Raw genomic sequence first — 21,614 nt, 5'->3', positions numbered from 1 at the left:
CAAAGGATGAAATTACTTATTACCGGTGGCACCGGGTTAATCGGTACGGAACTCATTGGCCGGCTACGTGACCGCCATGAGATTACCATTCTCAGCCGCACCCCAAAGCAAGCCATGGAGCGCTTCGGAGAGGGCATTCAAGCGTTCTCAGGTTTAGATAAAATCGAGTCGTTGGAAGTATTTGACGGCGTGGTGAATCTGCAGGGTGCCGGCATTGCCGATAAACGTTGGAGCGAGAAACGCAAGCGCTGCCTGGAAGAGAGCCGCTGGCCCATCACCGAGCAACTCGCTAAGCGTATGCAAGAATGTGAGCAGCCTCCGAAAGTCTTTATCAGTGGGTCCGCTATCGGTTACTACGGTGCGCAGGGCGATCGGGTGATGACCGAAGAGGATGAGGTGGACAAACCCGATGATTTTGCGCATCGCCTATGCGCCGAGTGGGAGCAACGGGCGTTAAAAGCACAGTCGGACAAGACGCGGGTGTGTATTATTCGCACCGGGGTGGTCTTAGCTGAAGACGACAGTGCCTTGCAGAAGATGCTGCCGCCTTACCTGTTGGGGCTTGGCGGCCCATTAGGCTCGGGTAAGCAGTATTTCTCCTGGATTCATCTGGAAGACATTGCCAGGGTGATTGAATACCTGCTGGAGCATGAGGAATGTCAGGGCGTGTATAACGCGACCGCGCCGAACCCACTGCCGCAGGAAGAATTTAGTGCCACCATCGCCAAGGTGCTGCGCAAATCGCATTTTATGCGCGTACCGGGCTGGGTACTAAAACTCTTGTTAGGTGAAATGTCGCAGATGCTGCTCACTGGCCAGCGGGTCGTGCCGGCCAGATTACAGCAAACGTCCTTTGAGTTTAACTATCCGACTGCTGAAGCAGCGCTGCGCGATTGTTTGTTGCCGTCTTCATCTGACGAACAAAAGAGCTGAGCGCTTCGTTTAGCTGTTCGGGTTGTTGATGATGCTTGGCGATTAGATTAACGACTGCTGAGCCACTGATTGCGCCGGCTGCACCTGCAGCCAGCGCTGCTTCGACATGCTCCGGACGGGCAATTCCGAAGCCCAGCAATGGCGGCGCGCTATTAGCCTCACGCAGCGCATCGATCACCGCCTTCGCCGGGCGTTGCATTCCCGTCTCAGCGCCGGTCACGCCCGCACGGCTGAGCAAGTACACATAACCTTCGCTTAATTCGGCAATACGCTGCAGGCGCTCTGCATTGGCATCTGGCGGCGCAATAAAAATGGGCGCGATGCCGTGTTCTTTCGCTGCCGCGATAAAGGGCTGACTTTCCCGCGCTGGCACATCGGCAATCAGCACCGAGTCGACACCGGCCTCGGCACAGCGCTCATAAAAACGCTCCAGCCCGGAACTGGCAACAAGGTTGGCATACACCAGCAAACCTATCGGCAGGTCGGGATGGCGTTCCCGTACCTTACGCAAAATGGCAAAACAGTCAGCAATTTTAGTGCCGGCACCTAGCGCGCGAATAGCAGCTTTTTGAATGGTTGGCCCGTCAGCCACCGGATCGGAAAACGGAAAGCCCAGCTCGAGAGCGTCTGCACCACCTGCCACTAAGGCCTCAATGACCTCAAGGCTTTGCTGCGGATTCGGATCGCCCAGCGTCACGAAGGGGACGAAGGCACCCTGGTCGGCAGCTTCCAGGCGCTCAAACATAGCTTCATAGCGACTCATTACGCATTCTCCTTTGCTTGCTCTTGTTCTTGTTGCTGAAAAATACGACGCACATGATCAATGTCTTTATCGCCGCGTCCGGAAAGATTGACTAACAGAATTTCCGGGGCGTCGGATTCAGCCGCGCGACGCAACGCGTAGGCAAGCGCGTGGGCGGACTCCAGTGCCGGAATAATACCTTCTTTTTCAGCCAGCATTTTAAAAGCTGCTAAGGCTTCATCATCGGTGACAGATTCATAACGCGCACGGCCAATGCTGAGCAGGTAAGCATGTTGCGGACCTACGCCCGGGTAGTCCAATCCGGCTGAAACTGAATAACTCTCTTCAATTTGTCCTTCGTCGGTTTGCATCAGGTACGACTTACAACCATGCAGAATGCCGGGCTTACCGGCGGTTAATGTGGCGCCATGCTGCGCCGTTTTCACGCCTTTGCCTGCAGGCTCGACGCCGACCAGCGCAACGTCTTTTTCGTCAATGAAATCAGCAAACATACCGATAGCATTTGAGCCGCCGCCAACACAGGCGATGACCTCGTCGGGCAGACGCCCGGCCTGCTCAACGATCTGACGTTTGGCTTCGGCGCCGATCATGCGGTGAAACTCGCGCACGATGGTAGGGAAGGGGTGCGGCCCTGCGGCAGTGCCAAGCAAATAATGGGTATCATGGTAGCTGGCGGTCCAGTCGCGCAGGGCTTCATTGACCGCATCTTTTAACGTACCGCTGCCGGTGTCGACCGGCACGACTTTGGCACCCATCAGCTCCATCCGAAATACATTGGGCTGCTGGCGCTCGACGTCTTTCTTACCCATGTAAATGGTGCAGTCCAAATCGAGTAGCGCACAGGCTAACGCCGTTGCGGTACCATGCTGGCCAGCGCCGGTTTCCGCGATAATGCGATGTTTGCCCATACGTTTGGCAAGTAGCGCCTGGCCCAGAACCTGGTTCGTCTTGTGCGCGCCGCCATGCAGCAGATCTTCGCGTTTAAGATAAATTTTACAGCCATTCGGGCTGTCGATGGGCAGGTTTTTGCACAGTGACAGCGGCGTCGGGCGACCAAGATAGTTTTTCAGCAGATCACTGAACTCTTTCTGGAATTCCGGATCTTGCTGCGCGTCATTGAACGCCTGTTCCAGTTGGTCCAGTGCGGGTAGTAAAATTTCCGGCACAAACTGGCCGCCAAATTCACCGAAATATGCTGGGTTATGACTCATGATGTGTTTTCCCATACTGTCTAATTTGTTGAAAGAGTTGCAGGATCAGCCCTGCATCTTTATCACCCTTGCGTCGCTCCAGGCGCGAATTAAAATCAAAACGCTGCAGACCGGTAGCCGCCGCTGCGCTGAGATTCTCAGCACCTAAGCCACCGGCTAAGATGCAACGCTGTTTTTCTGCGGCGCTCAGTTGTTCAAGTAGTTGCCAGTCAAAGCTGCTGCCACTGCCGCCACCGGCATTGTCCAGCAGGTAATAGTCGGCGCCGTTAGCGGGTAACTGCAATGGCGCCTCTACGCTGAGCGCACGCCAGATTTCAGTGGTTCGCGGCAGCTCCTGACGCAATTGTGCAATATAGTCCGCGTCTTCGTGGCCATGCAGTTGCACGGCGTGTAAATTCAGCTCGGTCGCGGTCGTTGCAACTTCAGCCAGCGGACGGTCGGCGAACACGCCTACCCAGCGCAGTTGCGGTTCGGCGGCGATCAGCTGCGCGGCTTGTTCGGTGTTGACCGCACGTGGTGAGTGGGGCACAAAAATCAGCCCGCCAAACGCGGCGCCCGCGGCGCGAACGGCCATGGCCTGAGAAACTTTGCTCAGCCCGCAGACTTTGTGACGCCCGTAAATGAGCTCGCGGCACGCCTGATCAATATTTTCCTGCGCGGTAAGCGCGCTACCAATCAAAAAGCCGTCCACGTAGGGTGCACTGTCACGCACCTGATCATGTTCACTGTAGCCTGACTCGGCGACCAGCAAGGCACCTGCAGGAGCTATCTTGCTGAGCTCTTTGCTACGCTCAGGGTCAACACTAAGATCATGCAGATTACGGTTATTGATGCCGATAATCGTCGCGCCCAGTTCACTGGCGCGTTGCATCTCTACTTCATTGCTGACTTCGGTGAGGACATCCAGTTGCAGCTCAGCCGCCAATGTCGCGAGTTGCCGGTAGGTGGCATCGTCAAGAATGGATAGCATGAGCAAAATCGCATCGGCGCCAAAATGACGCGCCAACAGGACCTGCAGCGGCTCGACGATGAAATCTTTGCATAACACGGGCAAATCGACACTGGCACTGACCGCACTCAAATAGGCAAAGTCGCCCTGAAAGTAATCAGGCTCCGTCAGTACCGAAATGGCGTCTGCATAACGGCTGTAGGTGCGTGCAATCGTTACCGGATGAAAATCTTCACGAATTAAGCCCTTCGACGGCGATGCTTTTTTGCATTCCAGGATAAAACTGCTGCGCGGTTTGGCTAAGGCCTGCGCCAGACTCCGTTGACTGGGCTGAAGCTGAGTGCGCAACTGCGCTTCAGAATAAAGCTCACGCAGCTCCTTCAGCCGTTCCCGGCGTTTGGCAACGATGGTCGTCAGTATGCTATTCGCCACGATTAAACTCCTGTAATTGCTGCAGATGCTGCATTGCCTGAGCGCTGGCTAAATGTTCCAGCACGGCGGTGGTCGCGGCTTTTAAGGTGTCATAGCGGCCAGTCATATAAAGTAGCGCTGCAGTACTGACCGCCACGGCATCCATATGCGCTTGCGGGGCCTGGCCCATCAGCACTTTCACCAGCGCAGCGGCATTAAACTCAGCATCGCCACCGCGTAATGCGCTGACCGGTGACTGCTGCACGCCAAAATCTGCCGGTGTCAGTTCGTACTCATGCAGTTGATTATCGCGCAATTCTACCACTTGCGTTGGTCCATGCAGGGCAATCTCATCTAATCCGGAGCCATGCACAACCATGGCGCGCTGACAGCCCAGCAGTTTTAGTGTTTCGGCCAGGGGGCGCAACCAGACGGGATCATAGACCCCCAACTGTTGGACGTCGGGGCGTGCCGGATTGACCAGTGGCCCAAGTAAATTGAACAGCGTGCGGGTTTTTAGGGTTTGTCGCACCGGCATGGCGTAGCGAATGCCCGGATGATAATGGGGCGCGAATAAGAAGCAAAAGTTAAACTGCGCTAATTGGCTTGCCGCGACTTCGGAATCCTGAGTGACCGATAAGCCCAGGCTTTCCAGCGCATCAGCCGAGCCGGAACGCGAAGAAACGCTGCGGTTGCCGTGCTTAGCGACACAAAGTCCCATACTGGCCGCGACCAGTGCTGCTGCGGTGGAAATATTGATGGTATTACTGCCGTCGCCACCGGTGCCGCAACTGTCGACAATGGTGCGTTCGGGGCGCTTGAAAGGTTTGGCAGCGCGCCGAAGCGCCAGGGCGGCACCGGCCATTTCTTCAGGCTGCTCACCGCGCATTTTCATGCTGGTGAGCAGGGCGGTGATCTGAATTTCATTCAATTCACCTTTCACAAGACGGTCAAACAGGCATTCGGTTGCCTCAAGGGTGAGCGTTTTGCCGTCCAGAAGTTGTTTGATGACTTCCATTACTGCTGCTCCGTGGTAAATAAAAATTGAACGGTTTGCGCGAGCAACTGCGTGCCGCGGCCGGTTAAAATGGATTCTGGGTGGAACTGAAAGCCAATGGCCTGATGCCCGGCAAAATAGGCGGCCATGGGAATCATTTCACCTGCCGCCTCAACGTCGCCCAATACCTCTACCGTGTCGGGCAGCTGGTAGCCCGCCAGGCTATGGTAGCGTGCGACCGGTAAGGGGTCGGGCAAGTTGGCAAAAATCGTGTGCTGCTGGCAGCGAATAAGCGAGCTTTTGCCGTGCAAAGTTTCGCCACAGCGCTTTACCGTAGCGCCGTAAGTCTCCAGCAATGCCTGAAAACCAAGGCAAATTCCCAGTAGCGGGTAACGGTCTTTCGCATAGTCGATAACGTCCATTAAATTGCCTGCCTGGCGTGGATGTCCGGGGCCCGGCGACAGACAAATGAGCTGCGGCCCGTCGTAGTTTTCCAGATCAGCACGGATAGTCGCCAGGGACACGGTATTACGGTAAACGGTCAGCGGATAGCCGAGCTGGCGTAATTCGTCCACCAGGTTGTAACTAAAGGAGTCGATGTTATCAATCAGAATAATGCGTGCCTGGCTCATCACTGCACCTCCGGGTTAGCGCTTAAGGTTGCTTCGATGGCGGCAAGAACCGCGCGGGCTTTATTTTCGGTTTCCGCTATTTCCGCGGCAGGCTGAGAGTCTGCGACGACGCCCGCGCCAGCTTGCACATAGGCCATGCCGTCGCGAACATAGGCCGAACGAATCACAATACAGGTATCCATGTCGCCGCGGCCATTTAAATAACCGACCGCGCCACCATAGCTGCCGCGGCGCTGTTGTTCGTACTGCCGGATGAGGCGGGCCGCAGACACTTTGGGCGCACCCACCAGAGTTCCCATGTTCATGCACGCGCGGTATGCATGCAAGGCGTCAAGCTCAGGATCCAGTTGCGCGACCACGCGCGATACCAGATGCATCACATGGGAATAGCGGTCGACCTGCAACAAGTCGGCCACGTAGCGGGTACCGGGTTCGGCGATGCGGGCCAGGTCGTTGCGCGCGAGATCGACCAGCATCAGGTGTTCTGCCAGCTCCTTCTGGTCACAGCGCAGTTCCAGCTCAAGCCGGCTGTCGAGATCGTTGTTAATGCTGCCATCAGTATTCTTACCGCGCGGACGCGTACCAGCAATAGGGTAGAGCTCAACCTGGTTGGTCGCGGCGGTGTATTTCAGGGCCGACTCGGGCGACGCACCAAACAGGACAAAGTCATCACTTTGCAGGTAAAACATGTAGGGCGATGGGTTGGCGGCTTTCAGCCGTTCATAGGCAGCAAAGCTGTCGGGGCAAGCGAGGCTGAACTGGCGCGATGGCACCACCTGAAAAATATCGCCATCGGCAATATGTTCCTGCAGTTCGGTAACCCAGCGCGCGTAGGTGTCGCGATCGGGCTGCGCCTGTACGCTATTGTCGACGCCGCTTGTTGCTGCCTGTTTTGCGCCGGGTAGCTGTGGTAACTGACAATGCGCGGCAATCTCACCCAGTTGCTGGGCAATGCGCGGGTAATAATCTGCGGACGCCGGGCCACTTAAAAGCGTGGCGAGTAATTCGGTAGTTTGGCGTTGATGATCAATCACCACCAGTGTTTCTGCCAGATAGAACTGGTAATCGGGGCACTGGTTCGCACCATCAGGAACGTCCGGTAAGTCCTCCATGCTGGCAATATAGTCATAGCCGAATACGCCGCCAATAAACAATGAAAAATCGTGATCATGGCTGTTGGCGACGGGTTGCAACTGCTGCTGTAACAGGCGCAGTACCTGCTCCGTACTTTTTTGCCGCAAGCGCTGTGCCTCGTCCAGCTCGCCATTATCGGGGCTGTGAAACTGGCAGCGAAGCTGCTGCTCGCCCGCTTGCTCAATGTTGGCATAAGGCGCCAACTGTTCGCGCAGAAAAGGTAGTAACTGCGCGCCGTTGTCCGTCAGTGCGGTAATGGTCACAGTGGTGTCCTGACAGACCACCTTTAGCGACGCCTGCGTCATAATCAGACTTTTAAGGTGCTGACGTGACTGAATTTCCGCCGAGTCGAGCAGTAAGGTATGGGCTTTATCACCGCATAACGTCGCAAACAATTGCTGCGTTGTGTCGGTGTAGGGAAGTTGCATATGCAACGACTGATAAAACCCTAACTGATGTTCAAATTGCACTGTTTTGCCCCTGTCGTAAATCGCCTGGCTACAGCGGGCCACAAAAAAACCCGCTGAAGAAGCGGGTTTTTCATCAATCTACGTGTCAAATACGCACAGATGCACCACCCGCTAGCTCGGGAAATGCCACCACCACTGTACTTGCTTTACTGATTTTATTTGTGCGTTTTTCATCGTTTTTTTAGAAGTTGTCTAGTTCATCTGCCGATAAGCTAACGGAAACCCTGGTGGAGTGTCAACCGAAAATTTCGTTAGCGTACGCTGTGTTTCATAATTCGCGATTTTTGCCGCTGCCAGTCGCGCTCTTTAATGGTGTCGCGCTTGTCATGGGACTTCTTACCTTTGGCGAGATAGATCTCAAGTTTCACCAGATGGCGTTTCCAGTACATGGCTGTGGCGACAATGGCATAGCCTTCGCGTTCGCTGGCACCGATCAACTTGTCTAACTCGCGCTGTTTCAGTAGTAGCTTGCGTGTGCGCTCAGGGTCACAGACCACGTGCGATGACGCCGACAACAATGGTTGAATCTGCGCACCCAACAGATAGGCCTCACCATCTTTGATGATGACATAAGTGTCAGCAATATTGACCTTGCCGGCGCGAATACTTTTAACTTCCCAGCCTTGAAGGGCAATACCTGCTTCGAATTTTTCTTCCAGAAAATACTCATGGCGCGCTTTTTTATTCAGCGCGATGGTTCCGGATTTTGCGGGGGATTTAGCTTTGCTCATGGCGGCTATTATACGCATCCGAAAATAAAAGAAAATTTGTTTATGAGTGGATTTTCAGAATGGGTGATCAGACCCGTAAATTGCGGTATCATTCGGGCATTTTATAGCAAGGCAAGGAAACGACATGCCCAGCATTGAACGAAGTGCACTCGTTCCTTATAGCGACGCACAAATGTATGCGTTGGTGAATGACATTGAAAGCTATCCACAATTTGTGCCGGGTTGTCGCTCGGCGCAGGTGATTGAACAGACGGATAGTAGTAAGGTTGCACGGCTGGATATCAGTAAAGCCGGGGTAGGGAAATCCTTTACCACGCGCAATACGCTGGAGCCGCCCGACCGTATTGGTATGGAGCTGGTGGACGGGCCCTTTCGTTATTTGCGCGGTGGCTGGCATTTTCAGCGCCTCGACGAGAATGCCTGTAAAATCGTTCTGAAGCTAGAGTTCGAGTTCGCTAACCGTTTTCTGGGGCTGGCCTTTGGCAAAATATTTAATGAAATACAAAGCCGCATGGTTGACGCTTTTGTCAAACGTGCAGAACAGGTGTATGGGACTGCGTAAATGAGCCAAGAGCTGAGCCAGGAGCACATTCAGATCGAAGTCGCGTACGCCACGCCCGAGCGACAACAGATCATTCCGTTGCGCGTACGCGCCGGACTGACAGTAGAAGCGTGTATCGAGCAATCAAATATTCATCGCTATTTTCCCGAAATTGACCTGAATGAACAAAAAGTCGGGATCTGGAGCAAAGCGGTCAAATTAGACCATGTACCGCGCGATGGTGATCGGATCGAAATCTATCGTCCCTTGATTGCCGATCCGAAGGCGATTCGTCGCAAGCGTGCCGAGCAGGCAAAAGATGACGGCCGGGCCGACCCGGTGACTGGCGGGCGCCGCCGTTCACGGGCGCCTGATGATGCGGGTGATGCGTAGTGAAACATCAGGTTAAACTTTATGTCATGCGCCACGGTGAAGCAATGCCGGCCCAGGCGCTCAAAGGCGATGCCATTCGTCCGTTAAGTGGATTTGGTGAGCAAGAAGTATTGATGAATGCGCAGTGGCTGAAAAGTTATCTTGCGCAACAAGGCTCACAGCAACTGGACTGGCTATTGGTCAGCCCATTGGTGCGGGCGCGTCAGACTGCAACCATACTAACCAGCCAGGTACCTGCCCGCGAGCAGCAAACCAGCCATGACATTACGCCGGAAGGCCGCGCTGCGGTATTCGCTGACTGGCTGCTCACCGAACTGCAGCGTCGCGGCCCCAAAGTTAAGCAGGTGGCCGTGGTGTCGCATATGCCCTTTGTCAGCTACCTTATGGCAGAACTGGATCCGCAGGTTGAGCCGATGCTGTTTCCGACAGCGGGAATCGCCGAGCTGACGCTGAGCGTGGATGACTGGCACGGTGAATTTATCCGTATGGCGGTTGCTGAACCGGCCTGACAGAGCCGCGCCTGCTAAGGGTACAAAGCGAATTAACAATGTTGGAGCACAAGGTGAAAGCACCGTTAACTGAATTAACCCGGATTGAAGACTACTGGCGCTGGGGCGTAAGCACGCTGCATGCCGCGGATGTGTTTTTTGGCCATGGTACCGATAATGCGGACACCGAGACGCAGGTCCTGTTGGCACATGTACTGCACCTTGACCTGCAACAGCTGCAGCAGTTTCGTGCGGCGACGATGACAATGACCGAACGGGAACAATTTGTCGAGCTGTTGGTGCGCCGTATTGACGAGCGCAAACCTGCTGCTTATCTGACCGGCGAAGCCTGGTTTGCGGGTCTACCGTTTAAGGTGGATGAGCGGGTACTGATTCCACGCTCTCCGATCGGTGAACTGATTGAGAACGAATTTCAGCCGTGGCTGACTGAACCACCGCAGCACATTCTGGATTTATGTACTGGTAGTGGCTGTATTGCCATCGCCTGCGCCTATGCCTTCCCTGACGCAGAAGTGGATGCGCTGGACATTTCTACCGATGCGTTAGCTGTGGCGGAAGAGAATATTGCCGCCCATCAGCTCGAGCACCGGGTATTTCCGATGGTCTCTAATCTTTATCAGGCGGTGCCGGAACAACGTTACGATCTGATCGTGACCAATCCGCCGTATGTCGACGCCGAGGATATGGCTGATTTGCCAGCTGAGTTTCATCATGAGCCCGAGCTGGGGCTTGCTGCCGGTGACGATGGCCTTGACCTGGTGCGCACGATTTTGCGTGAGGCACCGGATCACCTGACCGAGCAGGGCATTCTTATCTGTGAAGTCGGCAACTCCATGGTACATATAATGGAGTTGTACCCTGATGTGCCTTTCACCTGGCTCTCTTTCGAACGTGGCGGCGATGGCGTATTCTTAATGACACGTCAGGAACTGCTTGAACACCAAGCAAAATTCTAGGAATCATTATGCCCGGTAATAGTTTTGGAGAGTTATTTCGCGTGACCACCTTTGGCGAAAGCCACGGGCCGGTCATTGGCGCTATTATTGATGGCTGCCCGGCGGGGCTGGCACTCTCTGAAGCTGATTTACAGGCTGATCTGGATCGGCGTAAACCCGGACAAAGTCGTTATACCACGGCACGCCGTGAAGCCGACGAAGTGAAAATTCTCTCGGGCGTGTTTGATGGGGTCACCACCGGAACGCCGATTGCCCTGCTCATTGAGAACACTGATCAGCGCAGTAAAGACTACTCCGCGATCAAAGACTTATACCGTCCCGGACATGCCGATTTTACCTATGATAAAAAGTACGGTCGCCGTGATTACCGTGGCGGGGGCCGCTCGTCCGCCCGGGAAACTGCGATGCGGGTGGCTGCCGGAGCGATTGCCAAGAAACTGTTGCAGCAACAGTTCGGCGTTCAGTTTTATGCGGGTGTAATGCAAATCGGGCCACACGAAATCGGTCGTAACGGCGATGGCTTTGACTGGGCGCAGACGCGCGAAAACGCACTCTTTATGCCCGATGCAGAGGTTGCCGAAGCTGCTGCGCAGTACCTGAAAGACTTGTTGAAAGAAGGCGACTCCGTTGGCGCGCGGGTGCGTCTTGAAGTGACCGGCGTTCCGGCCGGACTCGGCGAGCCTGTGTTCGATCGCTTTGATGCTGATCTGGCCAAGGCATTAATGAGTATCAACGCGGTGAAAGCGGTAAGCGTCGGCGATGGTTTCGCCGTGGCCGCGCAAAAAGGCAGTGAGCACCGCGATGAAATGAGCCCCGAAGGCTTTTTAAGCAACCATGCTGGCGGTGTTTTGGGCGGCATTAGTAGTGGCCAGACGGTTATCGCAGAAGTCGCGTTTAAACCAACATCAAGTATCACCAAACCAGGCCAGACGGTGGATCGCTGGAATCAGCCGCAAACCGTGGTGACCCGCGGTCGTCACGATCCCTGTGTTGGCATTCGCGGGGTGCCCATTGTTGAGGCAATGGCGGCCTTGGTTATTGTGGATCACTGGTTGCGCCAACGCGCGCAAAATGGCAGTTAATCTCTCGTTTGCTAGTTATGACGCAGCCGAATTATCAGATTCTGATTGATCTATTTCACCAGTGTTTTTATCAGGACTACCGTACTGTGCTGGTTGCCGGTGCCGATGAGCCTTTATACCGTCCCGCGACCACAGCGGAGGGCGATCATCAGATTATCTTCGCTCATGGCTTTTTTGCCTCTGCGCTACACGAAATCGCGCACTGGTGTATTGCCGGTGAACGCCGACGCCAGTTGGAAGACTACGGTTACTGGTACGAACCTGATGGTCGTAGCGCCGCGCAACAGGCCGAGTTTGAGCGGGTAGAGCATAAGCCGCAGGCACTGGAGTGTCTATTCTCGCGTTGTGCCAATGTGCCGTTTCAGGTGAGCGTCGACAACCTCGGCGGTATTGAGGTTGATCGCGCAGCCTTTACTGCTGCGGTGCTAGCGCAACTGCATCGGTATTTGCGTGACGGATTGCCAGCGCGTGCCGAGCGTTTCGCCCGCGCTCTGGCGGAACATTTCCAACAGCCATGGCCGGACGCAGAACAAGTACTGGCTGAAGTTCAACAGTGGCAGGGGGCTGCATGACAAATTTTCGCATTGGCCTGGTAGTAAACCCACTGGCGGGGTTGGGAGGTAGCGTCGCGCTGAAAGGCAGCGATGGTGCCGAAACCGCTGCGCTGGCGCAACAGTTGGGCGCTGAAGCGAAAGCGCCACAACGCGCCGCGCAAGCCCTGAAGGAATTCGTTGATACGCCCCATTCCTGGGCGCTGCTAACCGGCGCTGGCGCCTTAGGTGCCGACAGCTGCGCGTTAGCTGGCTGTGACTGTCAGGTGGTCTATAGCGGCGCGGAGCCTTCCACAGCCGCAGATAGCAAAGCTCTGACCGAGGCACTGCTCAAGGCGGGTGTGGATTTATTATTATTTGTCGGCGGCGATGGTACCGCCCGTGACATTTATGCAGTGGTCCCCGAAGAGCAACCAGTGTTGGGTATCCCGGCCGGCGTTAAGATCCATTCTGGCGTGTATGCGGTCAGCCCACGCGCGGCGGGCAAAGTGGTCAGACAAATGCTGGAAGGCGCGTTGACCACGGTCACCCACGCTGATGTCATGGACATTGACGAAGCAGCGTTTCGGCAGGGCACAGTACGCGCCAAGCGCTATGGTGAAATGTTAGTGCCGGCCGAGTTGCGCTACATCCAGGCGGTGAAAATGGGTGGCAAGGAAAGCGACGAAATGGTGCTGGCTGATATTGCCGCCGATGTGGTCGAGCAGATGGACGATGATGTGCTGTATATCATGGGATCAGGCTCGACGGTTGCTGCGGTGATGGAGGAGCTGGGACTGGCCAACACGCTATTGGGTGTTGATGTGGTCAAAAACGGTGCCCTTGTTGCCAGCGACGTTACCGCACAACAGCTTGAGAAAATGGTCATTGATGCGCAGCAGGAAGCGCGCCTGATTGTTACCGTTATCGGCGGTCAGGGCCATATTTTTGGTCGCGGTAATCAGCAACTCAGTGCCCGGCTAATTGCGCATCTGCTACAGCAAAGTGGCAAGGAGGCATTGCAGGTGGTTGCCACCAAAACCAAGCTGCAACAGTTACAGGGCAAACCTTTGCTGGTCGATACCGGTGATCCCGAAGTAGATGACCAGCTTTGTGGCCTGATCCGGGTCACCACCGGTTATCATGATGAGGTGTTTGTTCAGGTGGACGCGCCTTAAAACTGCGAGCGCGGTAAATAAACGGTAATGCCGTCAAGCGCGTCAGTCATTTCTATCTGACAGCTCAGGCGGCTATTTTCCTGCGGTTCAACGGCCATATCCAACATGTCTTCTTCACGTTCCTCTGCCGGCTCAAGTTTAGCCTGCCATTCTTTTGCCACATAGACGTGACAGGTAGCGCAGGACATAACGCCGCCGCACTCCCCTAAAATGCCATCGATCATGTTGTCGATAGCGCTTTCCATGATACTTTGCCCGACTGGAACGTCTGCTTCAAATTGACCACCGTCAGCATCAATAAAAATTACTCTTGGCATACTTAACTCCCTAACGCCATTTATCGTGCTGCCGAGTTTAGCATAATTTTATCCGGTTTCTTGCATGCTTCCATGTTACTTAAGCCGAGCAATTACTGTCATTTTCAGGTACACTTGCGCAATTTTTTGGCGCCAGTGGTAGAGGAGAGTTACGGAGTGGGTGCGTTGCAGTCCGTTTTGGAAAAGTTATTCAAGATCGAAGCGCAAGGTAGTTCGGTGCGGGCCGAAGTGGTCGGTGGGGTGACCACCTTCTTAACGATGGCTTACATCATTTTTGTGAACCCGGCTATTTTAAGTCAGGCGGGCATGGATGAAGGCGCGGTATTTGTTGCCACCTGTCTTGCTGCGGCGATTGGCTGTCTGGTAATGGGGTTGTGGGCTAATTACCCGGTGGCGCTGGCGCCAGGCATGGGCCTCAATGCGTTCTTTACCTATAGCGTCGTGTTGGGAATGGGGTACACCTGGCAAACTGCACTGGGCGCGGTATTCTTTTCTGGTATTTTATTCTTCTTACTGTCGGCGCTACGTATACGCTCGTGGATTATCAACTCCATTCCGATCACTCTACGCCTGGCGATTGCCGCCGGTATTGGTGCCTTCCTGGCGCTAATCGGTCTGCAAAATGCCAATATCATTGTGGGTCATGATGCGACCCTGGTTGCTTTGGGCGATCTGTCGCAAACCTCGGTGTTACTGGCCGGGCTTGGCTTCTTCCTGATTATTGGTTTGGTTGCCCGCAAGGTACAGGGCGCAGCGCTTATCAGCATTTTGTTTATCACGTTGTTAGGTTGGTTGTTGGGTGATGTTACCTATCAGGGCATTGTCGCAGCGCCACCGAGTCTGGCTCCGACTTTCATGCAACTGGATATTGCCGGTGCCTTTGACGTGGCCATGCTAAGCGTGATTTTTGCTTTCTTGTTCGTCGATTTATTTGATACCTCAGGTACCTTAATGGCGGTGGCGCAACGTGCAGGTATGACGGATAAAAACGGCAAGCTGCCGCGCCTTGAGAAAGCCCTGATGGCAGACTCAACGGCTTCCGTTGCAGGCTCCGTATTGGGTACGTCAACCACCACCAGTTACATTGAGTCCGCCTCTGGGGTGGCCTCAGGTGGTAAAACCGGGCTAACAGCAGTCGTGGTCGGCTTACTATTCGTTCTGGCTATTTTCTTCGCCCCGCTGGCGGGCATGGTACCTGCCTACGCAGCGGCGGGGGCTATTATTTATGTTTCAGTGCTGATGCTGTTTACACTGCGCTCAGTGGACTGGGACGATATTACTGAGGCAGCTCCGGTAGCTGTGGTATTGTTAATGACACCATTAACCTACTCAATCGCCGATGGTATCGCCTTAGGTTTCATCAGCTACGTGATAGTGAAGGCCCTCGGTGGTCGCTATCATGAGCTGAACTGGAGCGTGGCATTTCTGGCTGCGTTATTTATCGCAAAATTCATTTGGTTGGGGTAAGACATCATGGGATGGCATACAAATCGCGAATTTTTCGTATCCTGGGAAGAATTGCATCGCGCCACGAAAGAACTCGCGCGGCGGCAACTGCCTGCGGAGCAGTGGCAAGGAATTATTGCAGTTAGCCGTGGCGGTCTGGTACCGGCGGCTATTGTTGCGCGTGAACTGAATTTACGTTTAGTCGAGAGTGTTTGTGTCAGCTCATACGATCACGACAGCCAGCGCGACTCAGTCACCTTGTTGAAAGATGTCAGTTGTACCGAAGACGGTGAGGGCTTTTTGGTGATTGATGATCTGATCGATACCGGCAATACCCTTAAATTTTTGCGTGAGCGTTTACCCAAAGCCAAGTTTATTACGGTTTATGCGAAGCCTGCCGGTATGGAACTGGTCGACGATTACGTTGCGGACCTGGAGCAGGAAACCTGGATTCACTTTCCCTGGGACATGCACTTGCATTATGTTGAGCCACTGGCGGGGCAAGAGAAGCAATAAACAAAAAGCCGGGCAAAATTGCCCGGCTTATTTTTTTAAGTGTTTTCCTGAAGCGAAACCTGCTCAATGACAGCGAGAACGTCAGCAATTGCAATTTTCCGTTTGTCACCGCTCTTGCGGTGTTTGTATTCCACTGCATCCTCATCGAGATTACGCTCACCAATGACGATCTGATGTGGTATGCCGATCAGTTCCATGTCGGCGAACATCACGCCAGGGCGCTCTTTACGATCATCGAATAATACTTCGACACCTGCTTCCTGCAATGTACGATAAATCGCTTCTGCGGTTTCCTTCACGCGCGCCGATTTATGCATATTCATGGGCACAATGGCGACCTGAAAAGGAGCCAGAGCTTCCGGCCAGGTAATACCAAACTTGTCATGGTTCTGCTCAATCGCCGCTGCGACGATGCGCGAGACACCAATACCGTAACAGCCCATCATCAGGGTTTCGTGTTTACCGGTGTCGGTCAGCACACCCACTTTCATGGCGTCGGAATACTTCTTGCCAAGCTGGAAGATATGACCTACTTCAATACCCCGTTTTATCTGTAGGGTACCTTTACCGCAAGGGCTAGGATCGCCTTCAACCACGTCACGTAGATCAGCAACCTGCGGCAACTCAACATCGCGTTGCCAGTTGATATTAAAATAATGGAAGCCATCTTCGTTGGCACCGGCCGCGAAGTCTGCCATAACGGCAACGCTACGGTCCACAATCAAAGTCAGCGGCATGTTGACAGGGCCGAGGGAGCCTGGGCCGGCACCCACTGCAGCACGAATTTCTTCGTCACTGGCAAAGGTCAGCGGCTGGGCAACTTCTGCTAACTTCGCCGCTTTAATCTCATTCAGGCTGTGATCGCCACGTACCATTAACGCCACCAGCGTATTTTCTTCGCTGCCGTGTACGATCAGGGTTTTGACCGTTTGCGACACCGGCACTTTAAATTGCTGGACTAAGGCGTCAATAGTTTTCGCCTCAGGGGTGGCAATCTTCGTCATATCTTCGCCGGGGGCAGGGCGTTCCTGCGCAGGCGCCACAGCCTCTGCTAATTCAACGTTGGCAGCGTAATCAGAGCTGTCAGAAAAGGCGATATCGTCTTCGCCTGAGGCGGCCAGTACGTGAAATTCATGAGAAGAGCTACCACCAATAGAGCCGGTATCGGCAATGACTGGACGATAATCAAGACCCAGGCGCTCGAAAATTCGGCAGTAGGCGGCATGCATCGCATCATAACTTTCCTGCAGACTGGCCTGGTCAAGGTGGAATGAATAGGCATCTTTCATAATGAATTCACGGGCGCGCATGACACCAAAACGCGGGCGAATCTCATCGCGGAATTTGGTTTGGATCTGGAACAGGTTCATCGGCAATTGCTTGTAACTGCTGACTTCTTTGCGCACCAACTCAGCAATGACTTCTTCGTGAGTAGGGCCCAGCACAAAATCACGCTGATTACGGTCTTTCAAACGCAGCAGCTCAGGGCCGTAATCTTCCCAGCGCCCCGATTCCTGCCATAAATCCGCCGGTTGTACCATCGGCATCAGGACTTCCAACGCACCGGCGCGTTCCATTTCTTCGCGCACCACAGCTTCGACCTTACGCAACACGCGCAAACCGCTCGGCGTCCAGGTATAGAGGCCCGCGGCAACCTTGCGAATCATCCCGGCCCGTAACATCAGCTGGTGGCTGATAACTTCGGCATCGGCGGGGGTTTCTTTGAGTGTGCCCAATAAATACTGACTGGTACGCATGGTTCCCTTTAATCCTTGTGTCTTTTCTGAATGTCGGAAATTCTACCAGTACCCGGCCACACTCAAAAGTCTTTACTGATGTTTATGACATGATTTTGCTGATTTAGGACCTGCCACTGAATGTTCAGATCATAAAGTTGCATGCCGTAAACCTTATCGCTGACTTTATTTTTATGATAGGCAGGACGGGGATCTTGTTGCAGCACTTGTTCAATCAGCGTCGGCAAATCGCGATACTGCCCCTTGAGTTGTTGCAACTGCTGGCGTGCTGATTCGGTAAATAGCACCGGCATGTTTGCTGGCGGTGCGCTTGCGGCATAGCCACCGCGCGCCTCAGGTACTGCGTCTACATAAGGTAGATAAGGCTTAATGTCGACCACAGGTGTGCCGTTCACCCAGTCCCCTCCTTGTACGCGGAGCAAGGTGCGTCCGCCATGCACAACGATTTCGAGTAGTTCAACAACCGACATGCCCAGACCATTGGGACGAAAGGTCGAACGTGAGGCAAATACGCCAACTTTTTCGTTACCGCCGAGCCGCGGCGGGCGTACCATGGGTTGCCAGCCCTGAGCCAGATTCTGATGAAACAAAAAGACCACCCAGATATGACTAAACCCGGCTAAGCCCCGCACCGTATCGGCATTAAAAGGTGGCAATAATTCAATATCGGCAGTCGCTGCGGTCACAAGGCCGGGCTGGCGTGGTACCGCAAATTTTTCCGGATAAGGTGAATGGATTTGGGCAATTGGCTCAATTACGTGAGTCATCATTTGGATCAGATTAGTTAAGATTAGTGAATTTCAGCATATTTTTGGTTTTTTAGCGAATCAGTGGTGATTCGATGAAGCGGTAAGAACCGCGCGCACAAATATAAGTCACTGATTTAAAATATAAAAACATAGTTGGCACAGTCTATGCATAGTTATCATCGTGACGAAAACGTCTTTTCACGTTGTCAACTTTATCAACACTTGCAGCGTCAAAAGAGATAACTAACAACCCCTTAGTGATGAAATGCGGGAGAAAAAATCATGACACGCCAACAGTCTGTTTGGTTTTCAGCCTTGTTTTTAATTACCTCGGTAACAGCATTAAGTCTGCCGTTCGCAGGATCAGCATACGCTCATGAGCGTGAAATAAACGCCACCTATCAGGTCTCGGAAGCCACCGAGCTGAAGCTTGAGTTTGGCGTTGGCACGCTGAAGTTTGAGCGTAGCACCGGTGCTGAACTGGAAGTCGAACTCATTGCCGAGTCGGGCGACTCGACGTTGTTTAACGATGGTTATGTCGATGCGGTTGAATTGGTTGCCGAACAAGACGGTGACCGGTTACGTCTGTATGTACCTGAGCAGGATGACGTTGAATTAAATTGGGTGGTACGTACACCAAAACTTGCCGAGATTGACGTAGATCTGGGGGTAGGTGAAATTTCCGGTGAAGTTGATGCCACTGATATGAGTATCGATTTAGGCGTGGGTGAAGTCGATCTTGAAGTCTTCGGTGCTATTGATGACGTTAAAACGGACGTCGGAATTGGTGAAGCAACGATTTCAGGTGGCGACTCCAGTAGCAATGAGCGCAACTTTATCAGTGCCTCAGGTCGCGCCTCAGGTAATGGCGATGCCCGAATCAATGTGGATGCCGGTATTGGCGAAATTACGATTAAAATTAAGAATTAATATCTGAATGAAGCAAGAAACTGCAACAGGCGACGATGGCCTGTTGCAGTTCATTTTTGCTTTGCCCACCAATTTACCTGAGTCTTCCCCTTATTTGACAGTCACTGATGCGCTTTCTATCTTTAAAGGGCTAGTCAGCCTACTGTCAGCTAGCTAAAACAAACGGAGGAGACTATGTATACCAGTAAAGTGGTTGCAGTAATTTCCAGTGTTTTTCTTATTGCTCCAGTATGGAGCCAAAACCCCTATCAACAGCCGGATGATACCTGGATACAGATCAGCGGCACCGTAGAGTCTGTTTCGCCAGACAGTTTTATTCTGGATTATGGTAGCGGTACCGTTAGCGTCGAAATGACTGATGGTGATCGTGATGCGGACGCCTACAAGCTACTTCCAGATGATAAAGTTACGGTTTCAGGTCTCATTGACGATGACTTCTTTGAAACGACGACCATTGATGCTAGTAGCGTCTATGTTGAAAGCATCGGTACCTATTTCTACGCAAGTGCAATTGATGAAGAAGATCGTATCTTCACATTCACAGTGCCGGTTGTCGTTTCCGAGACGACGGTGCGTGGCACCGTATCAGCGGTAGATCCTTTAGCCGACGAGTTCACCATCAATACCGGTACCCGGCTGATAACTGTTGAGACGGATGAAATGCCCTATGATCCCCTGGATGACGAGGGATACCAGCAAATCAGTGTGAATGACATGGTTAGCGTGACCGGTCAGATCGATAATGATCTTTTTGAAGGTCAGGTATTTGAAGCGGACTATGTCACTACTTTGTACGACCCCTCGTAACAACAGGTGACGAACAGGTGGTAAAGACAGAGTAAAAAGGCGCTATCTAGCGCCTTTTTATTCAATCATTTCCTGTAAAAGGAGAACGCTATGTATGTCAGCAAATTGGTTGTAGTCGTTTCCGCTATTTTATTTTCTGTTGCAGCATGGAGTCAGAGCCCGTACCAGAAAGCCGATAATACATGGATCCAGATTAGTGGTACCATCGCTTCGGTTTCAGCGAACAGCTTTGTCATGGACTATGGAGATGGCACAATTACGGTTACTATGGACGAGCATGACCGTGATGCGACGGAATATCAGCTGGTGCCTGATGATAAAGTAACTGTAACCGGTCTTATTGATGATGATTTTTATGAAAGTACCAGCATAGATGCCCGGAGTGTCTATGTGCAGAATATAGGCACTACCTTTTATAGCAGTGTCGTTGACCAGGATACGCCAAAATTTACGTTTTCGTTACCTGTGGAGATATCAGAAGTAACCGTGCACGGCACAGTTACGTCGGTGAATCCCGCTGCGAACGAATTTACCATCAATAGCGCCGCTCGCTTACTGACTGTCAAAACGGATGCTATGTCTTACGATCCTCTGGATAACGAAGGCTATCAGCAAATCAAGGTAAACGATATTGTCAGCGTTAGCGGCCAGATGGATCGCAGTTTACTTGAAGGGCGGGTACTCGAAGCCGAGTATGTCAGTAGCCTTTACTCGGCCCGGTAACACTCGCTGAAACGGGGATAAAAAAAGGCGCTTCAGAGCGCCTTTTTTATTCGCCGTGCTCTGAAAGAATCCAGGATTTAGCCTGTTCCAGCTCGTCGTAAGCGAAGGTTTTGATTTTTGCGTCAATCAGGCCTCCGCCGACATTTTCTGCCAGATTTGCCAGCGAAGAATCGGTAACGACAGCGATATGCGAAATTTTTTTATGATGATCTTTCACAAAATTAACCTGCTCGGATAAGGCAGAAAACGAGTCCCAGCCCGGAAACTTTTTGCTGCGAATAATAATACCCTTTAAGCCGCCTGATTTTTCGACGTAGGGATCAATGACATCAGACGCAAACTTGAAGTCCGCCTCCGATAGTTGCCCCTTTGGCTCCAGGATGGCAATCGCATCTGTATCCAGCAAGTTAATATTCAGCATACCGTTTTCGTTCCCTGTTTTTATTTATTAATTAAATAAGTCTCAAGGCTATCACCTTTATTTAATGCATTTTTTAATGCATTGGGCATGCGGCCTTGACCGGTCCAGGTAATACGTTCACCGTTGGCATCTACAATAGCATATTTCGGCGGTTTAGGAGCACGCTTACGCTTTGTCTTCGCCGCAGGCTTTGCTTCGCCTTCAAGGAGTTCAGAAGCATCAATACCGGCTTCCGCCATGGCTTTTTTTAACTCGTCAATTTTACGCTGCTTCTCAGCCTCAAGCTTTTTCAGCTCTGCTTCTTCTTCGCGGCGATCGGCAATGACTTTCGCCAGTTTTTCTTGCACTTCTTCTAATTCTTGGACAGATAATTCCTTTACCGCAGCTTTAAGACGTCGTCCGTGCGTCAGGATATCTATAAATTCACTCATCGTCGTATTTTTCCAAGGTTATGGTCGGAATTGCATTAAATAAAAAATAAAAGCCGACGACAATCTTATTTTGTCGTCGGCTTTATCTTACATTTAA

25 protein-coding genes and 1 other annotated feature are annotated in these 21,614 nt (G+C 52.8%); of the genes, 13 read left to right on the top strand and 12 right to left on the bottom strand.

What is annotated here, in order from left to right:
• Positions 1-6: 6 nt before the first annotated feature.
• Positions 7-933, top strand: coding sequence for a TIGR01777 family oxidoreductase (locus CWI71_RS10635; protein ID WP_126755254.1), 927 nt, complete (start codon positions 7-9; stop codon positions 931-933).
• On the opposite strand, the gene trpA is transcribed toward CWI71_RS10635, so the two are convergent.
• The 7 genes from trpA to smpB form a co-directional block, all read right to left on the bottom strand.
• Complete coding sequence (gene trpA, locus CWI71_RS10630; protein WP_126755253.1) at positions 860-1,696, bottom strand: tryptophan synthase subunit alpha; 837 nt, start codon at positions 1,694-1,696, stop codon at positions 860-862. The two genes, CWI71_RS10635 and trpA, sit on opposite strands and share 74 nt — an antisense overlap.
• Positions 1,696-2,907, bottom strand: coding sequence for a tryptophan synthase subunit beta (trpB, locus tag CWI71_RS10625; RefSeq protein ID WP_126755252.1), 1,212 nt, complete (start codon positions 2,905-2,907; stop codon positions 1,696-1,698). The genes trpA and trpB overlap by 1 nt, the downstream gene beginning before the upstream one ends.
• Positions 2,897-4,288, bottom strand: a complete 1,392-nt coding sequence (trpCF, locus tag CWI71_RS10620) for a bifunctional indole-3-glycerol-phosphate synthase TrpC/phosphoribosylanthranilate isomerase TrpF (RefSeq protein ID WP_126755251.1) — start codon at positions 4,286-4,288, stop codon at positions 2,897-2,899. Before trpCF ends, trpB begins: the two co-directional genes overlap by 11 nt.
• Positions 4,278-5,285, bottom strand: coding sequence for an anthranilate phosphoribosyltransferase (trpD, locus tag CWI71_RS10615; RefSeq protein WP_126755250.1), 1,008 nt, complete (start codon positions 5,283-5,285; stop codon positions 4,278-4,280). The genes trpCF and trpD overlap by 11 nt, the downstream gene beginning before the upstream one ends.
• On the bottom strand, positions 5,285-5,896 hold the full coding sequence (locus tag CWI71_RS10610; protein WP_198678775.1) for an aminodeoxychorismate/anthranilate synthase component II: 612 nt from the start codon (positions 5,894-5,896) through the stop codon (positions 5,285-5,287). The genes trpD and CWI71_RS10610 overlap by 1 nt, the downstream gene beginning before the upstream one ends.
• Positions 5,896-7,500, bottom strand: a complete 1,605-nt coding sequence (locus CWI71_RS10605; RefSeq protein ID WP_241967715.1) for an anthranilate synthase component 1 — start codon at positions 7,498-7,500, stop codon at positions 5,896-5,898. Before CWI71_RS10605 ends, CWI71_RS10610 begins: the two co-directional genes overlap by 1 nt.
• A 40-nt stretch (positions 7,501-7,540) precedes the next feature.
• Positions 7,541-7,638: a sequence feature (Trp leader region), on the bottom strand.
• A gap of 113 nt (positions 7,639-7,751) precedes the next feature.
• On the bottom strand, positions 7,752-8,231 hold the full coding sequence (gene smpB, locus CWI71_RS10600) for an SsrA-binding protein SmpB (protein ID WP_126755248.1): 480 nt from the start codon (positions 8,229-8,231) through the stop codon (positions 7,752-7,754).
• Between the two features lie 124 nt (positions 8,232-8,355).
• Between smpB and CWI71_RS10595 the strand changes: the two genes are divergently transcribed.
• The 7 genes from CWI71_RS10595 to CWI71_RS10565 are packed head-to-tail and all read left to right on the top strand — an operon-like array spanning position 8,356 to position 13,420.
• On the top strand, positions 8,356-8,793 hold the full coding sequence (locus tag CWI71_RS10595) for a type II toxin-antitoxin system RatA family toxin (protein ID WP_126755247.1): 438 nt from the start codon (positions 8,356-8,358) through the stop codon (positions 8,791-8,793).
• Positions 8,794-9,165, top strand: coding sequence for an RnfH family protein (locus tag CWI71_RS10590; protein WP_126755246.1), 372 nt, complete (start codon positions 8,794-8,796; stop codon positions 9,163-9,165).
• On the top strand, positions 9,165-9,674 hold the full coding sequence (gene sixA, locus CWI71_RS10585) for a phosphohistidine phosphatase SixA (RefSeq protein ID WP_126755245.1): 510 nt from the start codon (positions 9,165-9,167) through the stop codon (positions 9,672-9,674). Before CWI71_RS10590 ends, sixA begins: the two co-directional genes overlap by 1 nt.
• Positions 9,675-9,712: 38 nt before the next feature.
• The gene (gene prmB / locus CWI71_RS10580) at positions 9,713-10,630 is read left to right on the top strand and encodes a 50S ribosomal protein L3 N(5)-glutamine methyltransferase (RefSeq protein ID WP_126755244.1); all 918 of its coding nucleotides are present in this window, start codon (positions 9,713-9,715) and stop codon (positions 10,628-10,630) included.
• An 8-nt stretch (positions 10,631-10,638) separates the two neighbouring features.
• Positions 10,639-11,712 (top strand): chorismate synthase, encoded by a 1,074-nt coding sequence (aroC, locus tag CWI71_RS10575; protein ID WP_126755243.1) that lies wholly within the window; start codon positions 10,639-10,641, stop codon positions 11,710-11,712.
• Between the two features lie 17 nt (positions 11,713-11,729).
• The gene (locus CWI71_RS10570; protein WP_126755242.1) at positions 11,730-12,284 is read left to right on the top strand and encodes an elongation factor P hydroxylase; all 555 of its coding nucleotides are present in this window, start codon (positions 11,730-11,732) and stop codon (positions 12,282-12,284) included.
• Positions 12,281-13,420 carry an ATP-NAD kinase family protein gene (locus CWI71_RS10565; RefSeq protein WP_126755241.1) on the top strand — a complete coding sequence of 380 codons (1,140 nt, stop codon included), beginning with the start codon at positions 12,281-12,283 and terminating at the stop codon, positions 13,418-13,420. The genes CWI71_RS10570 and CWI71_RS10565 overlap by 4 nt, the downstream gene beginning before the upstream one ends.
• Here the strand turns inward: CWI71_RS10565 and CWI71_RS10560 are convergent.
• On the bottom strand, positions 13,417-13,737 hold the full coding sequence (locus CWI71_RS10560; RefSeq protein WP_126755240.1) for a 2Fe-2S iron-sulfur cluster-binding protein: 321 nt from the start codon (positions 13,735-13,737) through the stop codon (positions 13,417-13,419). The two genes, CWI71_RS10565 and CWI71_RS10560, sit on opposite strands and share 4 nt — an antisense overlap.
• 72 nt (positions 13,738-13,809) lie before the next feature.
• Here CWI71_RS10560 and CWI71_RS10555 point away from each other — a divergent pair, with 72 nt between their 5' ends.
• Complete coding sequence (locus CWI71_RS10555; RefSeq protein ID WP_126755239.1) at positions 13,810-15,204, top strand: NCS2 family permease; 1,395 nt, start codon at positions 13,810-13,812, stop codon at positions 15,202-15,204.
• Positions 15,205-15,210: 6 nt separating this feature from the next.
• On the top strand, positions 15,211-15,699 hold the full coding sequence (gene gpt / locus CWI71_RS10550) for a xanthine phosphoribosyltransferase (protein ID WP_126755238.1): 489 nt from the start codon (positions 15,211-15,213) through the stop codon (positions 15,697-15,699).
• Between the two features lie 35 nt (positions 15,700-15,734).
• Here gpt and CWI71_RS10545 read toward each other — a convergent pair whose 3' ends face one another.
• Together CWI71_RS10545 and tsaA are read right to left on the bottom strand one after the other, a co-directional pair.
• Entirely contained in the window at positions 15,735-17,456 is a 1,722-nt protein-coding gene (locus CWI71_RS10545) for a proline--tRNA ligase (RefSeq protein WP_126755237.1), read from the bottom strand.
• Positions 17,457-17,518: 62 nt separating this feature from the next.
• The gene (gene tsaA / locus CWI71_RS10540) at positions 17,519-18,226 is read right to left on the bottom strand and encodes a tRNA (N6-threonylcarbamoyladenosine(37)-N6)-methyltransferase TrmO (protein ID WP_126755236.1); all 708 of its coding nucleotides are present in this window, start codon (positions 18,224-18,226) and stop codon (positions 17,519-17,521) included.
• Between the two features lie 261 nt (positions 18,227-18,487).
• On the opposite strand from tsaA, the gene CWI71_RS10535 reads away from it, so the two are divergent.
• From CWI71_RS10535 to CWI71_RS10525, 3 genes are all read left to right on the top strand, one after another.
• Positions 18,488-19,135: a hypothetical protein gene (locus CWI71_RS10535; RefSeq protein WP_126755235.1), complete on the top strand. Its 648-nt coding sequence runs from the start codon at positions 18,488-18,490 to the stop codon at positions 19,133-19,135.
• A 174-nt stretch (positions 19,136-19,309) separates the two neighbouring features.
• The gene (locus tag CWI71_RS10530) at positions 19,310-19,942 is read left to right on the top strand and encodes a hypothetical protein (RefSeq protein ID WP_126755234.1); all 633 of its coding nucleotides are present in this window, start codon (positions 19,310-19,312) and stop codon (positions 19,940-19,942) included.
• Positions 19,943-20,032: 90 nt separating this feature from the next.
• The gene (locus CWI71_RS10525; protein WP_126755233.1) at positions 20,033-20,665 is read left to right on the top strand and encodes a DUF5666 domain-containing protein; all 633 of its coding nucleotides are present in this window, start codon (positions 20,033-20,035) and stop codon (positions 20,663-20,665) included.
• A 46-nt stretch (positions 20,666-20,711) separates the two neighbouring features.
• Here CWI71_RS10525 and CWI71_RS10520 read toward each other — a convergent pair whose 3' ends face one another.
• Positions 20,712-21,086, bottom strand: coding sequence for a SpoIIAA family protein (locus CWI71_RS10520; RefSeq protein WP_126755232.1), 375 nt, complete (start codon positions 21,084-21,086; stop codon positions 20,712-20,714).
• A gap of 20 nt (positions 21,087-21,106) precedes the next feature.
• Positions 21,107-21,517: an H-NS family histone-like protein gene (locus CWI71_RS10515; RefSeq protein ID WP_126755231.1), complete on the bottom strand. Its 411-nt coding sequence runs from the start codon at positions 21,515-21,517 to the stop codon at positions 21,107-21,109.
• Between the last annotated feature and the right edge of the window lie 97 nt (positions 21,518-21,614).

This window comes from Pseudidiomarina insulisalsae, from assembly GCF_003987065.1.
GTDB classification, from domain to species: domain Bacteria; phylum Pseudomonadota; class Gammaproteobacteria; order Enterobacterales; family Alteromonadaceae; genus Pseudidiomarina; species Pseudidiomarina insulisalsae.
This window is presented reverse-complemented; position numbering and strand designations above follow the sequence as displayed.

Excerpts from the sequence above, each read along its gene's own strand:
- CWI71_RS10590 (WP_126755246.1), top strand. The coding sequence starts at position 8,794 with ATGAGCCAAGAGCTGAGCCAGGAGCACATTCAGATCGAAGTCGCGTAC.
- CWI71_RS10595 (WP_126755247.1), top strand. The coding sequence starts at position 8,356 with ATGCCCAGCATTGAACGAAGTGCACTCGTTCCTTATAGCGACGCACAA.
- CWI71_RS10635 (WP_126755254.1), top strand. The coding sequence starts at position 7 with ATGAAATTACTTATTACCGGTGGCACCGGGTTAATCGGTACGGAACTC.
- tsaA (WP_126755236.1), bottom strand. The coding sequence starts at position 18,226 with ATGATGACTCACGTAATTGAGCCAATTGCCCAAATCCATTCACCTTAT.
- CWI71_RS10610 (WP_198678775.1), bottom strand. The coding sequence starts at position 5,896 with ATGAGCCAGGCACGCATTATTCTGATTGATAACATCGACTCCTTTAGT.
- CWI71_RS10530 (WP_126755234.1), top strand. The coding sequence starts at position 19,310 with ATGTATACCAGTAAAGTGGTTGCAGTAATTTCCAGTGTTTTTCTTATT.
- trpB (WP_126755252.1), bottom strand. The coding sequence starts at position 2,907 with ATGAGTCATAACCCAGCATATTTCGGTGAATTTGGCGGCCAGTTTGTG.
- trpD (WP_126755250.1), bottom strand. The coding sequence starts at position 5,285 with ATGGAAGTCATCAAACAACTTCTGGACGGCAAAACGCTCACCCTTGAG.
- trpA (WP_126755253.1), bottom strand. The coding sequence starts at position 1,696 with ATGAGTCGCTATGAAGCTATGTTTGAGCGCCTGGAAGCTGCCGACCAG.
- smpB (WP_126755248.1), bottom strand. The coding sequence starts at position 8,231 with ATGAGCAAAGCTAAATCCCCCGCAAAATCCGGAACCATCGCGCTGAAT.
- CWI71_RS10565 (WP_126755241.1), top strand. The coding sequence starts at position 12,281 with ATGACAAATTTTCGCATTGGCCTGGTAGTAAACCCACTGGCGGGGTTG.
- CWI71_RS10535 (WP_126755235.1), top strand. The coding sequence starts at position 18,488 with ATGACACGCCAACAGTCTGTTTGGTTTTCAGCCTTGTTTTTAATTACC.
- CWI71_RS10555 (WP_126755239.1), top strand. The coding sequence starts at position 13,810 with ATGTTACTTAAGCCGAGCAATTACTGTCATTTTCAGGTACACTTGCGC.
- CWI71_RS10525 (WP_126755233.1), top strand. The coding sequence starts at position 20,033 with ATGTATGTCAGCAAATTGGTTGTAGTCGTTTCCGCTATTTTATTTTCT.
- CWI71_RS10520 (WP_126755232.1), bottom strand. The coding sequence starts at position 21,086 with ATGCTGAATATTAACTTGCTGGATACAGATGCGATTGCCATCCTGGAG.
- aroC (WP_126755243.1), top strand. The coding sequence starts at position 10,639 with ATGCCCGGTAATAGTTTTGGAGAGTTATTTCGCGTGACCACCTTTGGC.
- CWI71_RS10570 (WP_126755242.1), top strand. The coding sequence starts at position 11,730 with ATGACGCAGCCGAATTATCAGATTCTGATTGATCTATTTCACCAGTGT.
- CWI71_RS10560 (WP_126755240.1), bottom strand. The coding sequence starts at position 13,737 with ATGCCAAGAGTAATTTTTATTGATGCTGACGGTGGTCAATTTGAAGCA.
- CWI71_RS10515 (WP_126755231.1), bottom strand. The coding sequence starts at position 21,517 with ATGAGTGAATTTATAGATATCCTGACGCACGGACGACGTCTTAAAGCT.
- CWI71_RS10545 (WP_126755237.1), bottom strand. The coding sequence starts at position 17,456 with ATGCGTACCAGTCAGTATTTATTGGGCACACTCAAAGAAACCCCCGCC.
- prmB (WP_126755244.1), top strand. The coding sequence starts at position 9,713 with ATGTTGGAGCACAAGGTGAAAGCACCGTTAACTGAATTAACCCGGATT.
- gpt (WP_126755238.1), top strand. The coding sequence starts at position 15,211 with ATGGGATGGCATACAAATCGCGAATTTTTCGTATCCTGGGAAGAATTG.